This is a genomic window from Paenisporosarcina antarctica, from assembly GCF_004367585.1.
Taxonomy (GTDB): Bacteria; Bacillota; Bacilli; order Bacillales_A; family Planococcaceae; genus Paenisporosarcina; species Paenisporosarcina antarctica.
In genome coordinates this window covers 3310206-3329342 of record NZ_CP038015.1, presented here as the reverse complement: position 1 = coordinate 3329342, position 19137 = coordinate 3310206, and the positions used below count along the sequence as shown (strand labels likewise).

Below are 19137 nucleotides of genomic sequence, written 5' to 3'. Positions count from 1 at the left end.
TTTTTTTCGAAATTGAACCTAGTTAGGTAATGTTGCTAGCTTAAACTTAAAAGAACCGTGAATTCGCTACTTGCCTAATAGAGGAAGGAACTGATGAAATTGATTTCAATTGATCCAAAGCAAAATAATGAACGGGATAATTATAAATTAATGATAGGTTCTATCATTCCAAGACCCATCGCATTCGTCACGACGCAATCAGCCGATGGTGTCTTAAATGGTGCCCCGTTTAGTTACTTTAATATTGTTTCATCAAATCCTCCAATGATTTCAATAACGGTACAGCGACCTAAAGGGCGAATGAAAGATACTGCTAACAATATAAATAATAATCATGAATTTGTTGTGCATATAGTAGATGATGAAAATGTCGCAAAGATTAATGAAACATCAGCGAGCTTACCGTCTGATGAAAGTGAAATTGAATTGGCAAAGCTGACAGCTATTCAAAGTACGCATGTGTCGGTACCGGGAATTAAAGAGTCTAAAATCCGTATGGAATGTAAGCTCGTTCAAGCAATCCCTTTAGGAGGGAAAGTCGAGCCGAGCTGTGATTTATTCATAGGCGAAATTCTTCAATTTCATATCGATAAAGAGATTTACAAAGATGGCCGAATTGATCCAAGAGCATTAAATGCAGTCAGTCGCTTAGCTGGCACAGATTATGCAATGATAGGTGACATTTTTTCAATGGATAGACCTAAGTGATCGCTTGAAAGGAGAGAAATAATAAATGAAACATATTTTTAAACAAGGTACAGATTCAACAAAACCAGTCCTATTATTACTACATGGAACAGGTGGGAATGAGCAAGATTTATTACCTCTAGCTGACATTGTCGATAAAGAGGCATCCGTATTAAGTGTTCGAGGCAATGTGTTAGAAAATGGAATGCCACGATTTTTTAGAAGATTAGCAGAAGGTATTTTTGATGAAGAGGATTTAATTTTCCGCACAAATGAATTGAATGCTTTTTTAGATGAAGCGGCCGTAAAGTATGAATTTGACCGCGAAAACATTCTTGCTATTGGCTATTCAAATGGTGCAAATATTGCAGCAAGCCTGCTATTCCATTTTGACAATGCGATTAGAGGAGCTATTTTACATCATCCAATGGTGCCTAGACGAGGAATAGCGCTTCCTGATTTATCAGGAAAACACGTATTTATTACAGCTGGGAAAAACGATCCCATTTGTCCGCAACAAGAGTCAGTGGATCTTAAACAATTGCTAGAAGCTGCGCATGCAACAGTCAATATCCATTGGGAAAACCAAGGGCATCAATTAATAATGAGTGAAGTAGAAGCTGCAACGAAATGGTATCAACAGTTATAAAAGTAGTATGACTTCGATTTCCAAGTGGCATGAATTGCAAAACCGAATAAAAGACGCCGATTGATGTAGCTTTGTCACATTAATCGGTGTCTTCGTGATTTCCTATTTATATTGTCCTCAGTACTCTGTATGTAGCCATATTAATTGGTTCAAGGCGAGTAGAATTGTTAATGATAAAGAACAAATGGTACAAAAAAATTAAAAATCATGAGATGATAATAGGTAAGGGGTGAATCATTTGGAAAAAGTCTTACAAAATATACGTGTCAGCTTTGAAAAAAGTCCATTCTTTTCATATATGGGTTTTGAAATTATTGATTTTCAAGAAGATAAGGTTTTAATAAAGCTAGAAATAAATGAACATTTACTAAATGTAAATGAAACTTTGCATGGCGGTGTACATGGAGCTATGTTGGATCAAGTTTTGGGAATGAAGACTCAAATTACAACCAAAGCTAAATGTGCAACTATTAATTTAAATATAAATTATCTTGCGCCTTCAACAGAAGGAACTATATTCGCGACAGCTAAAATAGTTCAACAAGGATACCGAATTGTAACTGCAGAAGGTGAGATATACGATGAACAAGGGAAAACTTTAGCCAAAGCAATTGGCACCTTTAAGTTATTTCGAGATTCATAAGGAAATCATCAGTTCTCAAGAACTTGTGATGCTATTCATTCATGTTAATGGAAGATTCTACTCTTTCATCAATTCAAAATTAATCCGTATGAATTGGTAGGTTGCAGGGGAGAGAAGGACGCACCCCCCCCCCCCCGACATGGGAACACCAACATAAAAAGAAACGAGAGATGGCCTTTGGCTACCGCTCGTTTCTTTTATTATTTAGGTTAAAATTTTGTCCGAAAACGACCTGGAATTCTCTTTTTTATTGCACTCAAATTTTGATAAATGATACTTATGTATATCAATCAATCGACAATAATTCGATTTGATTTTACATTTATAAATACAAATAGCAGACTAATACATTCCCCCGCTTAGTCTATAGGGATCTACATTTCCAAATTGTATGAAAATTCACACTGTTTGTAGTCAGGATTGACAATAGATATAACTTATAGAAGAGATTAGTATAAACCTAATAATTACAAAAAAATAACCATCAATGTTGGGAGGATAATATGACTAATACAAAACAATCAAAAGAACGAAAAGACATTGAAATTGGTGATGTTTGGGAAGCGAGAAAACGAATTTCTGCTATTGTAAATAAAACACCATTAATTCAGTCTAATATTCTATCGGAAAAAATAGGTCGTCCTGTTTATTTAAAGCTTGAAAATGTTCATGAAGTTGGAGCATTCAAAATAAGAGGAGCAGCCAATAAAATCCTTAGCCTGAGTGAAGAAGAAAAAAGGCGTGGGGTTGTAACGTATTCAACTGGAAACCATGGTATGGCTGTAGCTTTTGTAGCGAAAAAACTTGGAATTGATGCTGTTGTATGCATTTCAAATCGAGTACCAAAAGCAAAAGTAGATTCATTAAAAAGGCTGGGAGCTCAAATTGTGATAGTTGGTGATAGCCAAGATGCCGCAGGAGAGTATTGTTTTGAGTTGGAAAGAGAGAAGGGATTAACTGTTATTCAGCCATTTGATGATCCTCATGTTATTGCCGGACAAGGAACAATTGGCTTGGAATTATTAGAGGATCTTCCTAATCTAACAGACGTGATTGTTCCTCTTTCAGGAGGTGGACTACTCTCCGGAATTTGCCTGGCATTAAAATCTAATGATCGTGCCATCAGAGTAACTGGTGTTTCAATGGAACAATCAGCGGTCATGTATGAAAGTTTGAACGTTGGTAAACCAGTAGAGCTTGAAGAAAGCGAGACATTAGCAGATAGTTTATTAGGTGGAATTGGTCTTGATAATCAATACACGTTTAAAATGGTGCAGCAATATATGGATGATGTCGTGCTTATTCCTGAAGAAGAGATTGCTTATAGCATGGCCTATATGATCGACAAACATCGAATTGTTATGGAAGGTGCAGCAGCAACAGGAATTGCGGCAGTTTTAGGTAATAAAATTCCTCATCAAGAGGGGGATGTCGCTGTTATTATAAGTGGAAACAACGTTGACATTTCTACTCTGCTACAGCTAATTCAAAAGTATACTCTGGAAAAGAAAGGGTGAGATTATGTCAATTGGCGTTGGTATGTTTAATGTGAGAATTGAGAGTGATTTTTTAGGGTCGAAGGAAGTGCCAATGCAAGCATATTATGGCATCCAAACAATACGTGCTGTTGAAAATTTCCCGATCACAGGCTATCGGATTCATGAGGAACTAATTAGAGCTTTAGTGATCGTGAAAAAAGCAGCAGCATTAGCAAATATGGATGTGAAACTTTTAAATGGAGGATTATGTCATCCAATTGTAAAAGCAGCAGACGAAATCATTGGAGGAAAATTGCACGAGTATTTTATCGTAGATCCCATCCAAGGTGGTGCTGGTACTTCAATGAATATGAATGTGAATGAGGTTATCGCTAATCGTGCTCTTGAATTACTTGGTAAAGAGAAAGGGGACTATAAGCTACTGAGTCCAAACAATCATGTAAATATGTCACAATCAACTAACGATGTTTTTCCAACTGCAATTCATATTGCAACTCTTAACCTACTAGAAAAACTACTTTATACAATGCAGCAGATGCTTGCTGTGTTTAAGAAAAAGGCACAACAATTTGATCATGTGATAAAGATGGGGAGAACACATCTTCAAGACGCGGTCCCTATTCGTCTTGGGCAAGAATTTGAAGCATATAGCCGTGTAGTAGGACGTGATATTAAGCGTATTAAGCAATCACGTCAACATTTATATGAAGTGAATATGGGAGCAACAGCTGTTGGAACCGGACTAAATGCCGATCCACATTATATCAAAAAGGTAATCAATCACTTGTCTGATATTAGTGGTCTGCCGCTAACGGGAGCAGAACATTTAGTGGATGCGACACAAAATACGGATGCATATACTGAAGTTTCAGCTGCACTAAAGGTATGCATGATGAACATGTCCAAAATAGCAAACGATATTCGTTTAATGGCATCAGGTCCAAGAGCAGGACTTGGTGAGATCTTTTTGCCAGCTAGGCAGCCTGGTTCGTCGATTATGCCAGGAAAAGTAAACCCAGTCATGCCCGAGATGATTAATCAGGTTGCATTTCAAGTAATAGGTAACGATCATACAATTTGTTTGGCCTCTGAAGCTGGTCAGCTTGAGTTAAATGTGATGGAACCTGTACTTGTGTTTAATTTGTTACAGTCTATTAGCATCATGAATAATGCATTCAGTGTTTTTACAGAGTACTGCCTTGTGGGTATAGAAGCAAATGAAGAACATTTAAAGAGTTATGTGGAAAAAAGCGTAGGAATTATTACAGCAGTTAATCCTCATATCGGCTATGAAGTGGCAGCAAGGATTGCAAGAGAAGCAATCATAAATGGAAAATCTGTTCGTGAATTATGCTTGCTTTACGACGTGTTAACAGAAGAAGAACTTGATCTTATTTTAAACCCATATGAAATGACAGAGCCAGGTATTTCTGGTGCTGCTCTTTTTGATAGTGGGAAAATAAACACTTTACATTTGATCAACTCCTAGTCATTGTAATAATATAACTATTGATTGGTAGTAGTTAAACGCTACCTCGATAAAGTTTTTAATAAGAATTTTTACCGTGTTAATCTTTAAGTGGTAGGAGTGGGGAATCATGATATTAACATTAGAGGATATTCTACATTACGAAAATCTTAAAAACGCAAGAATTATAACAGGTAACAATGTTGAAAAAGAGCGAAATATTCAATGGATTTCAGTAATTGAGATGCCTGTTGAAAATTTCGTCCGTAAAAATGAGGTTGTATTAACAACTGCTATTGGATGCAACAACGACGTTGAAACATTTGTAACGTTTGTACAAGATATTATAGACTCTGAAGCGACAGCACTTATGATCGCGATGGGAAGACATATATTTGATATTCCTAGAGAGGTCATTGAATTGGCTGAGAAGCATAATTTCAAGATTATTGAAATTCCATGGGAAATCCGATTTTCCAGTATCGTTGAAGAGGTTATGAAAGATATTAACGATATTCAGTACAAAGAACGGCAAAAATCAGAGGAAGTACAGCAAGAGTTGTTAAAATTAATTCTACAAGATAAAGATCTTAATCATATCTCGAAATTTATTCAAAGGCATATTAATTGTACGATTATTATCACTGACCGACTAGGATCTATTCAAGAAAAAAATGGTCATACTCAAGCCTTTATTAAAAAGTGGGAGACCTATGTTCTGAAGGGAATCCTTCCTTTAAGAAAGGAGACAACCTTGGTAAGTCATGATCCAATGATACAGAAGTTCCAAATGGTTGAAATAGATGGTAAGTGTATACTTCAACTCCCTGTGCTGCAAGTTTTAGGGGACGCACAAGGCTATATTTTTGTGATGTTACCTCCTAATACATCAGTGGACTCCTATTTAACACAGTATCACGTGAATGTATTGGAGCATGCAGCGACAACAATAGCTCTATGGCTTTCAAGGAAAAATGCCATTGAGGCGACGAAAATAAGTTTGCGAAGTGATTTTGTTCAAGAGTTAGCAAAAGGAGAGTTCGCTTCCTATGATCAGGCAAATTCAAGGGCAAAATTGCTCGGATATAATTTAAAACGCCCATATATTTCTATTGTAGGGTTTCCTGAGAACCTACAGTTGCTATTTGAGAAAAGAAAAAAAGATTATGATTCATTTGTCCATTGGCTTGAAAGCATGATTCATTATATTGAAGAAGAGATTTTTTATGCATCACAATCCATTAAACGAGAAGTAATGATAACGTATCAAGGAGAACAGCTTCTTATTTTTCTTGAAGTTCCTTCCAAAACAGAAAATGAAGGCGCAACGAACTTCCTAGATTTAGTAGAACGTCGTTTAGGAAATTTACTCCCTGAGGTTATTATATCTTGGGGTGTAGGGTGCTATTGCGAAGATTTTGAGGGATTTGCGGAAAGCTATCAAAATGCAAACGTTGCATTAAATATTGGAAGACGTAAAAAAGGAATAGGTCATCGTATGATGTATGAAAACACACGGGTTGACCGTGTGCTCTTAAATCTTGCTCAAAATAATGAGATGAAAGAAGTCATTATGTCGACATTAGAACCACTCGTTCAATATGACGGCCAGAGTAATATGGATTTAATTAGTACATTTAGTGCATATAATCAGTATCATGGAAATGTTAGTCAAACGGCAAGGTCATTAAATTTACACAGACAGTCCTTGTTATATCGACTTAGGAAAATTGAGTCATTGACAGGCCTATCGCTTATTGATCCTGATGATTTATTTTTATTGGATTTGAGTATTAAAACTTGGAAAATGGGTGTCTCTGAAAAAATAACATAAGCAAGATATAATTAAAATAATAGGACCGGTATAAAATCCATTAAGTTAGAGGGTTTGTATATCGGTCTTATTTTACTGTCTAAAAAGTAAAAACATTTTTCACATTCTGAACGACTAAGGTTTTCAAATCGTTTTTTACTTTATTTAAGTGTTTTCTCCTGAAAAGAGGGTTTTGCAACACTATTACGCTTCTCGCATCGTCAAAAAGATATGGATTTAATGTTGAGCGATGGATCAGTTGTAATTATTGGATATTATGGAAGGCAACGTGCTGAAAATACTTTTTCAGCAGCTACGTTGATGTTATTGGTTTTCAATGAAATATATTGATACTTATAAAATGTGGTCTTGAAAAATATTCTAGACAGTTTCATTTCGAATTCATTGTATACGACTATACACAATATTAAGGACTTTGCTAAATATAGAATATAATTCTGACGGCTCGCTGATTCTAGAGGAATTGAAAAACTCTTCATGAATTAAAAAGCATCTCAAAACTAATAGCTAATTTGACTATAAATTTATTGAATATTCATACAATATTACGGATGATAGATTCCGAGCTCTTATACTATACTAAACTCACGGACTAATTATTCCGAAAATTTAATAAGCATTGATATATTAGGAGGGATGGTTCCCATGTCATTTGGAACAACAGAGTATAAAGAGAGAATTCGCAAAACAAAAGATCGAATGGCAGCACAAGGGGTTGAAGTATTACTTATTACAGATCCAGCTAATATGAACTACTTATCCGGTTACGATGGTTGGTCCTTCTACGTACATCAAATGTTAGTAATAATAAATGACGAAGACCAACCGATTTGGATTGGAAGAACTCAGGATGCAAACGGAGCAAAATTAACAACATGGCTATACCATGAAAACATCATTCCTTATCCAGAGGATTATGTCCAATCTAATACAAAGCACCCCATGGACTTTGTAGCTGATATTTTAAAACAAATTGGTCTAGAAACCCGTTCAGTCGGTGTTGAAATGGAAAATTATTATTTCACAGCAAAATGTTACGAACAGCTAAAAAAAGGGTTACCAAATGCTACGTTCAAGGATGCATCTCATCTAGTAAACTGGGTTCGTATTGTGAAGTCTAATCAAGAAATCGAGTATATGAAGCGCGCTGCGTTAATCGTAGAAAAAGCTATGATGGATGGAATTAATTTGATAAATGTAGGCGTTCGTGAATGTGATGTTGCAGCGAAAATATTACACACACAAGTCACTGGAACAGCAGAGTTCGGCGGTGATTATCCGGCAATTATGCCACTGCTCCCATCTGGAGAGAAAACCTCAACTCCTCATTTAACATGGACAGATGAACGCTATAAACAAGGTGATACAGTTATTTTAGAATTAGCGGGCTGTTATAAACGCTACCACTCACCACTTGCAAGAACAGTTAATATAGGGCGACCTTCCGATAAAATTAAAGCGCTTTCAGATGTTGTTATCGAAGGGTTAAACAGTTGTCTTGACATGATTAAGCCAGGTATCGCGTGTGAAGAAATTGAAGAAACTTGGAGAAAATCAATAGAGAGAAGTGGCATTATAAAAGAATCCCGTCTTGGTTATGCAATGGGTTTGAATTATCCTCCTGACTGGGGTGAGCATACAGCAAGTATCCGTAAAGGAGACAAAACAATTCTTCAGCCGAATATGACATTCCATCTAATTCCTGGTATTTGGTTAGATCACTACGGATTTGAAGCGAGTGAATCCTTTAGAGTAACAGAAACTGGATGTGAAACTTTCGCGAATTTCCCTAGAGAGTTGTTTATCAAAGACGGAATATTAATGAATAACTAGACTCCATAAAAGGAGATGAGAGGATTATGCTTATATTTACGGAGCAGGAGCTTAAACAATATGTGGAATTAAATCTTGAAGCAATTGACATTATTGAAGATGGATTTACAAAATTAGCAAACAATGAAGTGGAAATGCCACCGATAATGCGTATTGATATTCACGATCAAAATGGCGAAGTAGATGTGAAAACTGCGTATATAAAAGGTAAAGAGATGTTTGCCATAAAGGTTTCTTCTGGATTTTTTAATAATCATAAGCAGGGTCTTCCAAGTGGGAATGGACTAATGATGTTGATTAGTACACAAACGGGGATTCCACATGCGCTTCTTTTGGATAATGGTTATTTAACTGAGATTAGAACTGCTGCAGCGGGAGCGGTTGCTGCAAAATACCTTTCTCGGGAAAACATTGAAACTGTAGGAGTAATAGGAGCGGGAAGTCAAGCGAGGTTCCAGGTGAGAGCAATAGCTCTAGTACGGGATTTTAAAAAGCTAATTGTTTATGCACGTTCAACTGACCGTGCTGAAAAGTACGCAGAAGAAATGGCTGCTGAGTTAGGGGTAGACGTCCAAGTGGCGGAAAACGCGGAACAGGTTGTTCGCTGCAGTGACTTAGTCGTCACGACAACGCCGGCAAAAGAGCCAGTTATTAAAGCTGAATGGCTGCATCCTGGGATTCATATTACAGCAATGGGCTCTGATGCCGAACATAAACAAGAGTTGGAAGATGAAGTATTAGCTCGGGCGGATAAGCTTGTGTGTGATACAAAAGCACAATGTTCCAAACTTGGAGAATTGCATCATGCATTAGAAAGTGGTGCCCTCACAGACGATTCGTTCATTATCGAACTCGGTCAATTAACTTCAAAAGAGTTGGACGGTCGTGACAATGATGAACAAATTACAGTTTGTGATTTAACCGGAACGGGTGTTCAGGATACAGCGATTGCGTTATTTGCTTACACTGAAATGGTCAAACGGAATATAGGATTAAAGATTGGAAATGAAATGGTAGCACTAAAAAACTAATGAGGAGTGGTCATATGACACACAAAGACATTCAAATAGGTACAAAAGCAGTATGGGCTGGAGAAAAAGAATATTTAGTACATGGTGCCACACAAGTACCAGTCGTATTGAGCGTAGCTTACACATACGACGATATGGATGAGTGGTATGACGTGGCAATTGGCAAGAAAAAGGGACATATTTATGGACGCAACACAAACCCGACTGTCCAAGCATTTGAAGATAAAGTGAAAGTTCTAGAAGGTGCAGAAGCGGCAACAAGTTTCTCTACAGGGATGGCAGCAATCAGCAATACTCTGGCTACATTCTTATTGCCAGGTGATCGCATTGTTTCTGTTAAAGACACATACGGCGGCACAAACAAAATCTTTACTGAGTTCCTTCCGCGTCTAAATATCGATGTAGCTTTAGCTGAAACAGGAAATCATGAAGCAATCGAAGCGGAAGTTGCTAAAGGGTGTAAAATTCTCTACTTGGAAACACCGACAAATCCAACAGTTAAAATTACGGATATCGAACGTATGGCAAAAGCTGGTCAGGCAGCGGGGGCTATTGTCATCATTGATAACACTTTCGGAACTCCGATCAACCAAAACCCGCTTGCACTTGGCGTTGACTTGGTTATCCATAGTGCAACAAAATTCCTTTGTGGACATGCGGATGCACTTGGCGGAGTGTTAGTGGGTTCTCATCAACTCGTTGAGCAAGTTTACCACTACCGTGAAATCAATGGAGCAACAATGGATCCAATGGCAGCTTACTTGACTTTACGAGGAATGAAAACTCTTCACATTCGTGTCCGTGAACAATGTAAGAATGCAATGGAACTTGCGAAATACTTGCAAACAAAAGAAATTGTCGAAGATGTTTTCTACCCGGGGCTTGAAACGCATCCAAACCACGACATCGCGAAAAAACAAATGAAAGATTTCGGTGGCATGCTTAGCTTTGCAGTAAAAGGTGGAGTTGATACAGTAAGAGATCTTCTTCCTAAATTGCAATACGCACACCGTGCAGCAAACCTAGGTTCAGTTGAAACAACAGTAGGGCCTGCCCGTACGACAAGCCATGTTGAATGCACTCCTGAAGAACGCGCAGCAATGGGAATACCAGAAGGATTAATTCGCGTATCTTGTGGAATTGAAGATATTGAAGATATCCTTGCAGACTTTGAACAAGCGTTTAATCACGTTGAAAGTGCTTTGAAAGTTTAATAATCATAAATTTTCTAACAGGGAGCAGAGGCGAATGGTAAATGTCAAATACTCATCCAATAGTTGATCAAGTAAACTGCTTGTTTACTAAACTAATTGAATGGCGTCGCACGTTTCATCAATTTCCTGAACTCAGTTTTAAAGAGTTCAGGACCTCTAAATTTGTTGCTGAAACGTTAAGAATGATAGACGGAATGAAAGTAGACACTGGAAGAGGAGTTGAAACAAGTGTTATTGGCATATTAACTTCAGGTGATGGTCCGACTTTTGCGATTCGTGCTGACATAGATGCTATTCCAATTCAAGAAGAAAGTACAAATAGTTATTGCTCAAAAAATGATGGTGTTATGCATGCATGCGGACACGATGCACATACAGCTATTTTACTGGGTGTGGCTACCATACTTTCAGATCTCTTTAAAAAGGGGGAAGTAACAGGGACGGTTAAGTTTATATTTCAACCTGCTGAAGAATGTACGGACGAAAATGGACTTTCTGGATCTCCTTATATGGTGAAAGCGGGCGCTTACGATAATGTAGAGGCTGCAATCGCTCTTCATATGTGTCCTTGGCTACCTGTAGGTGAAGCACAAATTAGCGATGGATACAGCATGGCAAGTGTTGATGTATTTGAAGCTAAAATATATGGTACAGGTGGCCACGGAGCTTATCCAGAACTGGGAACAGACCCTACCTGGATGCTAGGACCTGTTCTGCAAGCGTTACACGGAATTGTTGCTCGTAGAGTTTCTGCTTTAGATGCTGCAGTTATAAGTATAGGTCAAATCCATGCAGGAACAGCCAGTAATATAATCCCGACAGAGGTTTTAATAGAAGGTACGATTAGAAGCTATTCAGCTGAAATACGTAATTTATTGGAAATAGAGTTAAAGAAAGCGTTTTCAATTGCTGAACACTTAGGCGGAGGCTATTTCTTGAATGTACAAAGAGGTGAACCAGCCTTATATAATAGTCCCCTAGTCAACGAATGGATTACTGAAACGATGCTTGAGATATACCCTGATATTCAAATAACTAAGGGTCCTTTTGGAATGGGAGGAGAAGATTTCGCCTATGTAACGGAACAGATTCCAGGTTCCATGTTTTTTCTAGGCTGTTCACGGCAAGACGGAGTTCAGCGGGATTTGCACACGCCAATCTTTGATATTGACGAATCCTGCTTGCCAATAGGGACAGCAATACTAGCACAGACAGCAATAAAATTTTTAAAAGGTAAGCTTAGGTCACCAATTAATCAGAAGGTAGAGGTGCAATCACATGGCTCATAAATTAGCATTTATTGGATTTGGTGTAGTGGGGCAAGGTTTGGCAGAAATTATTCGTGATAAAAAAGAAGCCCTAAGACAAGATGAGGGTTTTGAAGCTAATATTGTGGCAATATCCGATTTATTAAAAGGCTCGATTTATCATCCAAACGGTCTTGATATTGATACGGCTCTCCGAGTGTTAAGAGAAACTGGTAGCCTCGAAAACTATCCACCAACTCAGGGGCTAGTGACGGGATGGGATAGTTTAAAAACAATTCGTGAGACAAATGCGGATACGATTATTGAGGTTTCGTACACAGACGTAAAAACAGGTCAACCAGCGATTAATCATTGTAAAGCTGCGTTTGAGAATGGGAAAAATGTTGTCATGACGAACAAAGGTCCTGTTGCTCTTGCTTACAAAGAGCTTTCTGAAATTGCCAACAAACATGGCGTTTACTGGGGATTTGAGGGAACTGTAATGAGCGGAACTCCAGCATTGCGTATGCCAATCGCTACACTGGCTGGAAATGATATTACTGAAATACGCGGTATTTTAAATGGTACGACAAACTACATTTTAACCCAAATGGAAATAGCAGGTATAACTTACGAGGAAGCTTTAAAAGAGGCACAGGAGCTAGGATATGCAGAAGCAGACCCTACCAGTGATGTAGAAGGCTATGATGCAAGATACAAAATTGTTATTTTATCAAACTATGTAATGAGAGCACCTCTGACAGTGGAAGAAGTATCGTGCAAAGGAATCACAGGAATTACGTTAAGAGATATTGAAACAGCAAAAGCAGAAGGAAAACGGTGGAAACTATTAGCTAAAGCACGCAAAGAAGGTAACAAAGTAATTGCATCAATTGCACCAGAAAAAGTAGATATCACAGATTCGCTTGCCTCGATCAGCGGAGCTACTAACGCTATTACCTATAAATGTGATCTTTTAGGCGCAGTGACATTGAGCGGCGCGGGTGCCGGGAAAGTCGAAACGGGCTTCTCCCTCTTAATAGATTTAATTACTATTGATCGTCAAAAACAATTAGTGAAAATTTAATGAGGAAAGGCGGTAATAGTATGACAACTCAACTTACAGGGCAAAAGATGTTCCTTGCAGGCAAATGGGTGAATGGTGATCGAATCATTGAGGTTCGTGATCCTCAAGATAACAGCATCATCGATACAGTTCCTGCAGCATCAGCGAAGGATATGGTGAATTGTATTGAGGAAGCGAAAGACGGAGCTGAAATTGCTGCTTCTATGCCGGTGCATGAACGCATGAAAGTGATCAATGTTGCCGCAGATTATATAGAGCAGAATTTAGAAAAGTACGCTCGAACTATAGCGACAGAAAGTAGTAAAACAATTCGTGAAGCATCGAAAGAAGTGCAAAGATGTGTTCAGACATTGCGCATAAGTGCTGAAGAAGCAAGAAGAATTCACGGTGAGACAATTCCTTTTGATCAAATGCCAGGAAGTGAGAATCGAGTAGGATATTATTATCGTTTTCCAATTGGAATTATTGGTGCCATTACACCGTTTAATGATCCACTTAACCTTGTTGCACACAAAGTAGGACCGGCAATCGCATCTGGAAATGCAATTATCGTTAAGCCGGCAACAGTAACGCCATTAAGCGCATTGTTGCTTGCGGAAGCATTTGCTTATGCAGGTTTACCTCCAAAAGTGTTATCAGTAATTACTGGTTACGGAAATGAAATTGGTGATGTTTTGGTTACACATCCTGCGGTACGTATGATTAGCTTTACAGGAGGAGTAGAAGTTGGTGAGAAAATCACAAGAAAAGCGGGTTTGAAAAAAATTAGTATGGAGCTCGGTTCGAATTCTCCAGTTATCGTACTGGAAGATAGTGATATTGATGATGCTGTTGAATCAACTGTTTCAGGTGCATTCTATGCCGCAGGTCAGAATTGCCTGAGTGTGCAACGAATTTATATCCAAGAAAGTATTCTTTATTCATTCCAAACTAAATTTGTCGAACGCACGAACCAATATTGTGTTGGTGATAAACAATTAGAGATAACTGATATGGGACCACTTATTACTGAAAAAGAAGCAATTCGTGTTGAAAATTTAGTAAATGAAGCAATTGAAAAAGGTGCATTATTACTTACCGGTGGAAAACGAAACGGTGCCTTTTATTTGCCAACTGTTTTAACTAATGTACCTAAAAACTGTACAATCGCTACAGATGAAATCTTTGGTCCAGTAGTACTTCTGTATTCTGTTCCTGATCTTGATGAAGCGATCAGACTTTCGAATGAAGTGAATTATGGCTTACAGGCGGGGATTTTTACGAAAAGTATCGATAAAGCACATAGAGCCATTGCTAAGATGGATGTTGGTGGAATTATGATTAATGACAGCAGCGACTACCGAATAGATTCCATGCCATTTGGCGGAGTGAAAAAATCGGGATTAGGACGCGAGGGAATTAAATTCTCAGTTCAGGAAATGACAGAGCCGAAAGTTGTTTGTTTTAAACTATCTGATTATTGAAAAATGTTTGTCAATCATTATGTTAACAAAATTCATTATATAGTAGGTCACTAAGTTCTAGAATTCTTTTATAAAGTAAAAATAGAAGCGATGAAGGGGATATCTCAATATGTTGAAGAAAAACCCAAACCACGTATCTTATAATAATATAGTGTTTAAAGTATCAGCTATTGTTATTGCCCTATTCACTCTTTGGGGTGCATTTTCACCTGACACGCTAGCGAAATATGCTTCAGCTGTTTTCTCATTTACTAGCAAAAGCTTTGGGTGGTTTTACTTGCTTAGTGTTGCAGGTTTTGTTTTTTTCTGCCTATTCCTTGCGTTCAGTAAATATGGAAATATCAAACTTGGCAAAGATGATGAAAAAGCAGAGTTTTCACTTTTCACATGGATCAGTATGTTATTTAGCGCAGGTTTTGGTGTTGGAATTGTATTTTGGGGTGTAGCCGAACCATTGACTCATTTTGTCACTCCTCCACTTGCAGGAGTAGAACCTCAAACTGCCGAAGCCGCACGTTTAGCGATGCGCTATTCATTTTTTAACTGGGGAATTCACCAGTGGTCTGTTTTTGCGATTGTTGGATTAGCTCTAGCATACTTTCAATTCCGTCATAAAAGAAAAGGGCTTATCAGTGAAACGATTTCTGAGGTGCTTCCGAAAAGAGGTAGAGGTCGTATAAAATTATTTATTAGCATTCTTGCCATTATAGCAACAGTAACTGGTGTTGCTACCTCAATTGGTATGGGTGTCTTACAAATAAGCGGTGGTATGAACTACGTATTTCAAGTTCCAAATAGTGCATGGCTACAAATCGGTATAGTTGGAATTATCTTAGTGCTTTATCTTATTTCATCGACGACTGGAATTAATAAAGGTATTAAACTATTGAGTCTTCTAAATATGTCACTAGTAGCGGTGTTAATGATTTTCTTCCTTTTCAGAGGACCAACTATCTTTATAATGGAAAGCTTTGTTGTTGGGCTGGGGGACTACCTTCAGAACTTTGTTGAAATGAGCTTTTTCTTAACCCCATATTCAGGAGATACATGGGTGAATGATTGGACCGTATTTTATTGGGCATGGGTAATTGCGTGGTCGCCATTTGTTGGGTCATTTGTTGCTCGTGTTTCAAGAGGAAGAACAATTCGTGAATTTGTCTTAGGAGTCATGATTGTTCCGCCAGTCATTGGTTTTGCTTGGATGGCAATTTTCGGAGGTACAGGATTATACTTGGACTTGTACACAGGAACAGCCATTTCTCAGGCAGTTTCTCAAGATGTGACAACGGCCATATTCGTACTCTTACAGGAATTCCCACTCTATATTTTATTATCTGTCATTATGATTGCACTTATTGTTATCTTTCTTGTTACATCGGCCGACTCTGCAGTATTCGTACTCGGAATGATGTCTTCAGATGGCAACTTGAATCCTTCAACTTCAGTGAAGGTCATTTGGGGCGTATTAATAGCATCAATCACAGCGGTTCTAATCGTCAGCAGTGGTTTAAAAGGTTTGCAGACAGCATCCTTAGTCTCTGCACTGCCGTTTACATTCATTTTGATTTTAATGAGTATAGCTCTATACAAATCGTTATCAAATGAGAAAAGTCCAGAAAAAATGGGACAGAACCCTGAACATACGAACCCTGTCTATGCAGAGAAAAATGAAGAGATGAAACAACAACACCAGGAGAAAGAGAAAGTGCCTCAAGAAACCAGATAAACTCTTAGTTAAGGATACCTTTGTAAAAACAAGTCAATGATATTAACTCTTAAAAAGGCTGAACCTAATCACACTATTTTTAATAGGTGGTTAGGTTCTTTATTTTGTTTTAAGTCGGAAAGTTAGGTGTAAATAAAAGGATTCAGTCTATTTTAGTAGCAAGGGAACATGGCATTATTAAGTAGTTTCTAGTTTGTAATAATAGTTGCAGGAATTCCTGCATTGAAAAAGTGAAGCAGCACCCATGGTCATCGCTCCACTTTTATCCTTAGGTTTTGGTGTTACAGGTTAACTCTCTAAGAAATTAATTTGAAGAAAAAGTTCTTTTTATAGTAATTTGTTCTTCTTTGAAAAGGTCCAGTTTACAAGAAAGATGCCTATGAATATGAGTAATCCGCCTAAATAAACATACCATTCGACTACTTCATTCAAAAATATCCATCCTGTTAAAACTCCGAAAACGGGAGCTAAAAAGAGGAATGCGCTCGTCTTACCTGGATCACTTTTATGTAACAAATAAAACCATATGGCAAATTGTACTATGGAAGCCATAATAGCAAGCCATAAAATGATAGAAATAGATGTCGTGTTAATGATTAATTTAGGTGTCTCTAATGTTACACCCATTACTAATAGCATCATACCGCCGAAAAGCATTTGATACGCAGTCAACACCCAAATATTGAAGCGGATGCCCCACTTTTTTATTAAGATGGTGGCAATTGACCATGAAAGTGCGGCTCCTACTCCAAATAATGTTCCTATATTTAGTTGTATATGAAATCCAAGTGTAATAAAAACCCCAATAAAACCAGTAACTACGCCGATCCATTGGATAAGTTTGAATCTAATTCCAAGGAATATCGTTCCTAAAATAACAACCATTAAAGGATTACTAAATGTTAAGATGGAAGATTCCCCTGCGGTAATGGTTCTTAAACTCAGAAATATACAGCCCATTACGCCAGCCGTCTGAAAGAGACCCACTACAAACATCCTTCCCCAATCAAGTGGTAGTCGCGGAAGGGGTTTCTTCCGAACTAATAGGGCCATCAAAATACCCGCAATTGTAAATCGAATACCCACGAGTAAAAGGGGAGATACATAGGTTAAACCAATCTTACCTACCGTAAAAGAAGAGCCCATCAGAAAAGTGGTAAGTAAAACTAGTAGTCCGTAATATAATGGCTTCATATTTTTTAGCTCCTATTTTTTCCTATCATAACATTAATAGTAAAAGTTTCTTCATAGATGGAAGTAATTCGGGAATATGGAAAAGGGTTTTGTTAAAAACTATATTACTTATACTCTTTAATCATATAATAAGTTATTAGAATCGCTCTGGCAATGAAACGCTAGAGGTATCGTTTTCAATTAAGATGGTAAGGTAATTTTACACTAAGCTAGAGTTTTAACTAGATATTTGAATAGAAATGAACGCCCTTTGCTGTAATAGATAAAAGGTGTAATTATTTCAATGTGGAGGGGATTATGTTGTCTACAGCACTCATTGTTATTTTATTATCAATAGGTTATATCATTTTTACGATTGATAAAAAGCAAGAAAATTTCCCGGTTCCCGTTGTACTGCTATTAATTGGAATCGCGTTATCGTTTATTCCTTATTTTTCGGATGTCCAGGTAACAGGAGATATCATTTACAATATATTTCTTCCAGGTTTATTGTTTACATCTGCTTACCGCTTTTCCACAAAGGCATTGCGAAAAAATGCAGGAATTATCGGGGCACTCAGCACTATTGGAATCATTCTCACTGCTGGGTTGATGGGCGTGGTTATTTATTATGTAGGCGGATTGTTTTTCTCGATATCCTTTATCGGAGCCTTGTTGGTTGCTTCTATTCTGACACCAACTGATCCTGTATCTGTTATTGCGATACTAAAAAAGGCTGCACCAGATAAAACGATTGCTGATATCGTGGATGGCGAATCAATGATTAATGATGGAACGAGTATTGTGCTATTTAGTGTAATCTCCGGAATGTACATAAATCATCAATCCTTCAATATTTGGTCATTTCTAGGTGAGTTTAGCTATGTTTCAATCGGAGGGGCAGGCCTTGGAGTAGTAGTGGGCTGGTTATTAAGTAAAGCTGTTCACTACACACATCATCGGGATTACCAAGTCATGCTCAGTATCATCATCGCCTATGGCTCCTTTCAGTTGGCTGAAAATCTCGGTTTTTCAGGTGTGTTGGCAACGGTTGCTGCAGGAATCATGTTGTCATGGGAGTTCACCCATACAAATAAAGAAGATCATTACAGTGAAGCATTGTCCGGTTTTTGGGACGTTGTTGAGCCAACGCTGCTGTCATTGTTGTTTTTATTAATCGGTATCGTGGCAACAGATTATTTAACATCGGCCCACTGGGGGTTGGCTGTGGTCATATTCATAGCCACGATTGTTATACGCTTCCTTGTCGTGTCCGGTACAATGCAATTTTTTAGTGGATGGAGAAAAGTGGTCAACTGGAAAAAAGCATTCCTCATTTCATGGTCAGGCATTCGCGGATCGATGTCAGTGTTTTTATTGTTAAGTTTGAGTGCCATGAATGACAGCAATGTAGATAATTTAATTTCTCTTGCATTTCCAGTGGTAATTATTTCTTTAGTAGTCCAGAGTATCGGCATCTATCCACTTTCGAAATGGATGGGAGACAAATAAATTCTTTGCAATGAGATAAAATTCTATATGGAAGTCACCATTCAAATGGCGAATAAATCAAAAACCACATT

Annotated in this window: 15 protein-coding genes; 14 read left to right on the top strand and 1 reads right to left on the bottom strand. The window is 37.8% G+C overall.

Features of this window, described 5'->3' with window-relative positions; all coding sequences use genetic code 11:
* Positions 1–99 precede the first annotated feature (99 nt).
* The 13 genes from E2636_RS15890 (at position 100) to E2636_RS15830 (ending at position 16381) form a co-directional block, all read left to right on the top strand.
* Positions 100–708, top strand: a complete 609-nt coding sequence (locus E2636_RS15890; protein ID WP_134211838.1) for a flavin reductase family protein — start codon at positions 100–102, stop codon at positions 706–708.
* Between the two features lie 25 nt (positions 709–733).
* Positions 734–1336 (top strand): alpha/beta hydrolase, encoded by a 603-nt coding sequence (locus E2636_RS15885; protein WP_134211083.1) that lies wholly within the window; start codon positions 734–736, stop codon positions 1334–1336.
* 238 nt (positions 1337–1574) lie between these two features.
* Positions 1575–1979 carry a PaaI family thioesterase gene (locus tag E2636_RS15880; protein ID WP_134211082.1) on the top strand — a complete coding sequence of 135 codons (405 nt, stop codon included), beginning with the start codon at positions 1575–1577 and terminating at the stop codon, positions 1977–1979.
* 503 nt (positions 1980–2482) lie between these two features.
* Positions 2483–3496, top strand: coding sequence for a hydroxyectoine utilization dehydratase EutB (gene eutB, locus E2636_RS15875; protein WP_134211081.1), 1014 nt, complete (start codon positions 2483–2485; stop codon positions 3494–3496).
* Between the two features lie 22 nt (positions 3497–3518).
* Positions 3519–4967 (top strand): aspartate ammonia-lyase, encoded by a 1449-nt coding sequence (gene aspA, locus E2636_RS15870; protein ID WP_134211837.1) that lies wholly within the window; start codon positions 3519–3521, stop codon positions 4965–4967.
* A 109-nt stretch (positions 4968–5076) separates the two neighbouring features.
* Positions 5077–6780: a PucR family transcriptional regulator gene (locus E2636_RS15865; protein ID WP_134211080.1), complete on the top strand. Its 1704-nt coding sequence runs from the start codon at positions 5077–5079 to the stop codon at positions 6778–6780.
* 645 nt (positions 6781–7425) lie between these two features.
* The gene (locus tag E2636_RS15860; protein ID WP_134211079.1) at positions 7426–8613 is read left to right on the top strand and encodes a M24 family metallopeptidase; all 1188 of its coding nucleotides are present in this window, start codon (positions 7426–7428) and stop codon (positions 8611–8613) included.
* A 26-nt stretch (positions 8614–8639) separates the two neighbouring features.
* Entirely contained in the window at positions 8640–9644 is a 1005-nt protein-coding gene (locus E2636_RS15855) for a cyclodeaminase (protein WP_134211078.1), read from the top strand.
* A 14-nt stretch (positions 9645–9658) separates the two neighbouring features.
* Positions 9659–10858 (top strand): cystathionine gamma-synthase family protein, encoded by a 1200-nt coding sequence (locus E2636_RS15850; protein ID WP_134211077.1) that lies wholly within the window; start codon positions 9659–9661, stop codon positions 10856–10858.
* Between the two features lie 41 nt (positions 10859–10899).
* Positions 10900–12147, top strand: coding sequence for a M20 metallopeptidase family protein (locus E2636_RS15845; protein ID WP_134211076.1), 1248 nt, complete (start codon positions 10900–10902; stop codon positions 12145–12147).
* Positions 12137–13192, top strand: coding sequence for a homoserine dehydrogenase (locus E2636_RS15840; RefSeq protein WP_134211075.1), 1056 nt, complete (start codon positions 12137–12139; stop codon positions 13190–13192). Before E2636_RS15845 ends, E2636_RS15840 begins: the two co-directional genes overlap by 11 nt.
* Before the next feature lie 20 nt (positions 13193–13212).
* Positions 13213–14655: an aldehyde dehydrogenase family protein gene (locus E2636_RS15835; protein WP_134211074.1), complete on the top strand. Its 1443-nt coding sequence runs from the start codon at positions 13213–13215 to the stop codon at positions 14653–14655.
* Positions 14656–14764: 109 nt separating this feature from the next.
* Entirely contained in the window at positions 14765–16381 is a 1617-nt protein-coding gene (locus E2636_RS15830; RefSeq protein WP_134211073.1) for a BCCT family transporter, read from the top strand.
* 327 nt (positions 16382–16708) lie between these two features.
* On the opposite strand, the gene E2636_RS15825 is transcribed toward E2636_RS15830, so the two are convergent.
* On the bottom strand, positions 16709–17575 hold the full coding sequence (locus E2636_RS15825) for a DMT family transporter (protein ID WP_134211072.1): 867 nt from the start codon (positions 17573–17575) through the stop codon (positions 16709–16711).
* 300 nt (positions 17576–17875) lie between these two features.
* Between E2636_RS15825 and E2636_RS15820 the strand changes: the two genes are divergently transcribed.
* Positions 17876–19066 (top strand): cation:proton antiporter, encoded by a 1191-nt coding sequence (locus tag E2636_RS15820; RefSeq protein ID WP_407670261.1) that lies wholly within the window; start codon positions 17876–17878, stop codon positions 19064–19066.
* The last annotated feature ends 71 nt before the right edge of the window (positions 19067–19137 follow it).

Coding starts and splice junctions, on each gene's coding strand:
- eutB (WP_134211081.1), top strand. CDS start 2,483: ATGACTAATACAAAACAATCAAAAGAACGAAAAGACATTGAAATTGGT.
- E2636_RS15865 (WP_134211080.1), top strand. CDS start 5,077: ATGATATTAACATTAGAGGATATTCTACATTACGAAAATCTTAAAAAC.
- E2636_RS15855 (WP_134211078.1), top strand. CDS start 8,640: ATGCTTATATTTACGGAGCAGGAGCTTAAACAATATGTGGAATTAAAT.
- aspA (WP_134211837.1), top strand. CDS start 3,519: ATGTTTAATGTGAGAATTGAGAGTGATTTTTTAGGGTCGAAGGAAGTG.
- E2636_RS15845 (WP_134211076.1), top strand. CDS start 10,900: ATGTCAAATACTCATCCAATAGTTGATCAAGTAAACTGCTTGTTTACT.
- E2636_RS15830 (WP_134211073.1), top strand. CDS start 14,765: ATGTTGAAGAAAAACCCAAACCACGTATCTTATAATAATATAGTGTTT.
- E2636_RS15835 (WP_134211074.1), top strand. CDS start 13,213: ATGACAACTCAACTTACAGGGCAAAAGATGTTCCTTGCAGGCAAATGG.
- E2636_RS15860 (WP_134211079.1), top strand. CDS start 7,426: ATGTCATTTGGAACAACAGAGTATAAAGAGAGAATTCGCAAAACAAAA.
- E2636_RS15885 (WP_134211083.1), top strand. CDS start 734: ATGAAACATATTTTTAAACAAGGTACAGATTCAACAAAACCAGTCCTA.
- E2636_RS15825 (WP_134211072.1), bottom strand. CDS start 17,575: ATGAAGCCATTATATTACGGACTACTAGTTTTACTTACCACTTTTCTG.
- E2636_RS15850 (WP_134211077.1), top strand. CDS start 9,659: ATGACACACAAAGACATTCAAATAGGTACAAAAGCAGTATGGGCTGGA.
- E2636_RS15840 (WP_134211075.1), top strand. CDS start 12,137: ATGGCTCATAAATTAGCATTTATTGGATTTGGTGTAGTGGGGCAAGGT.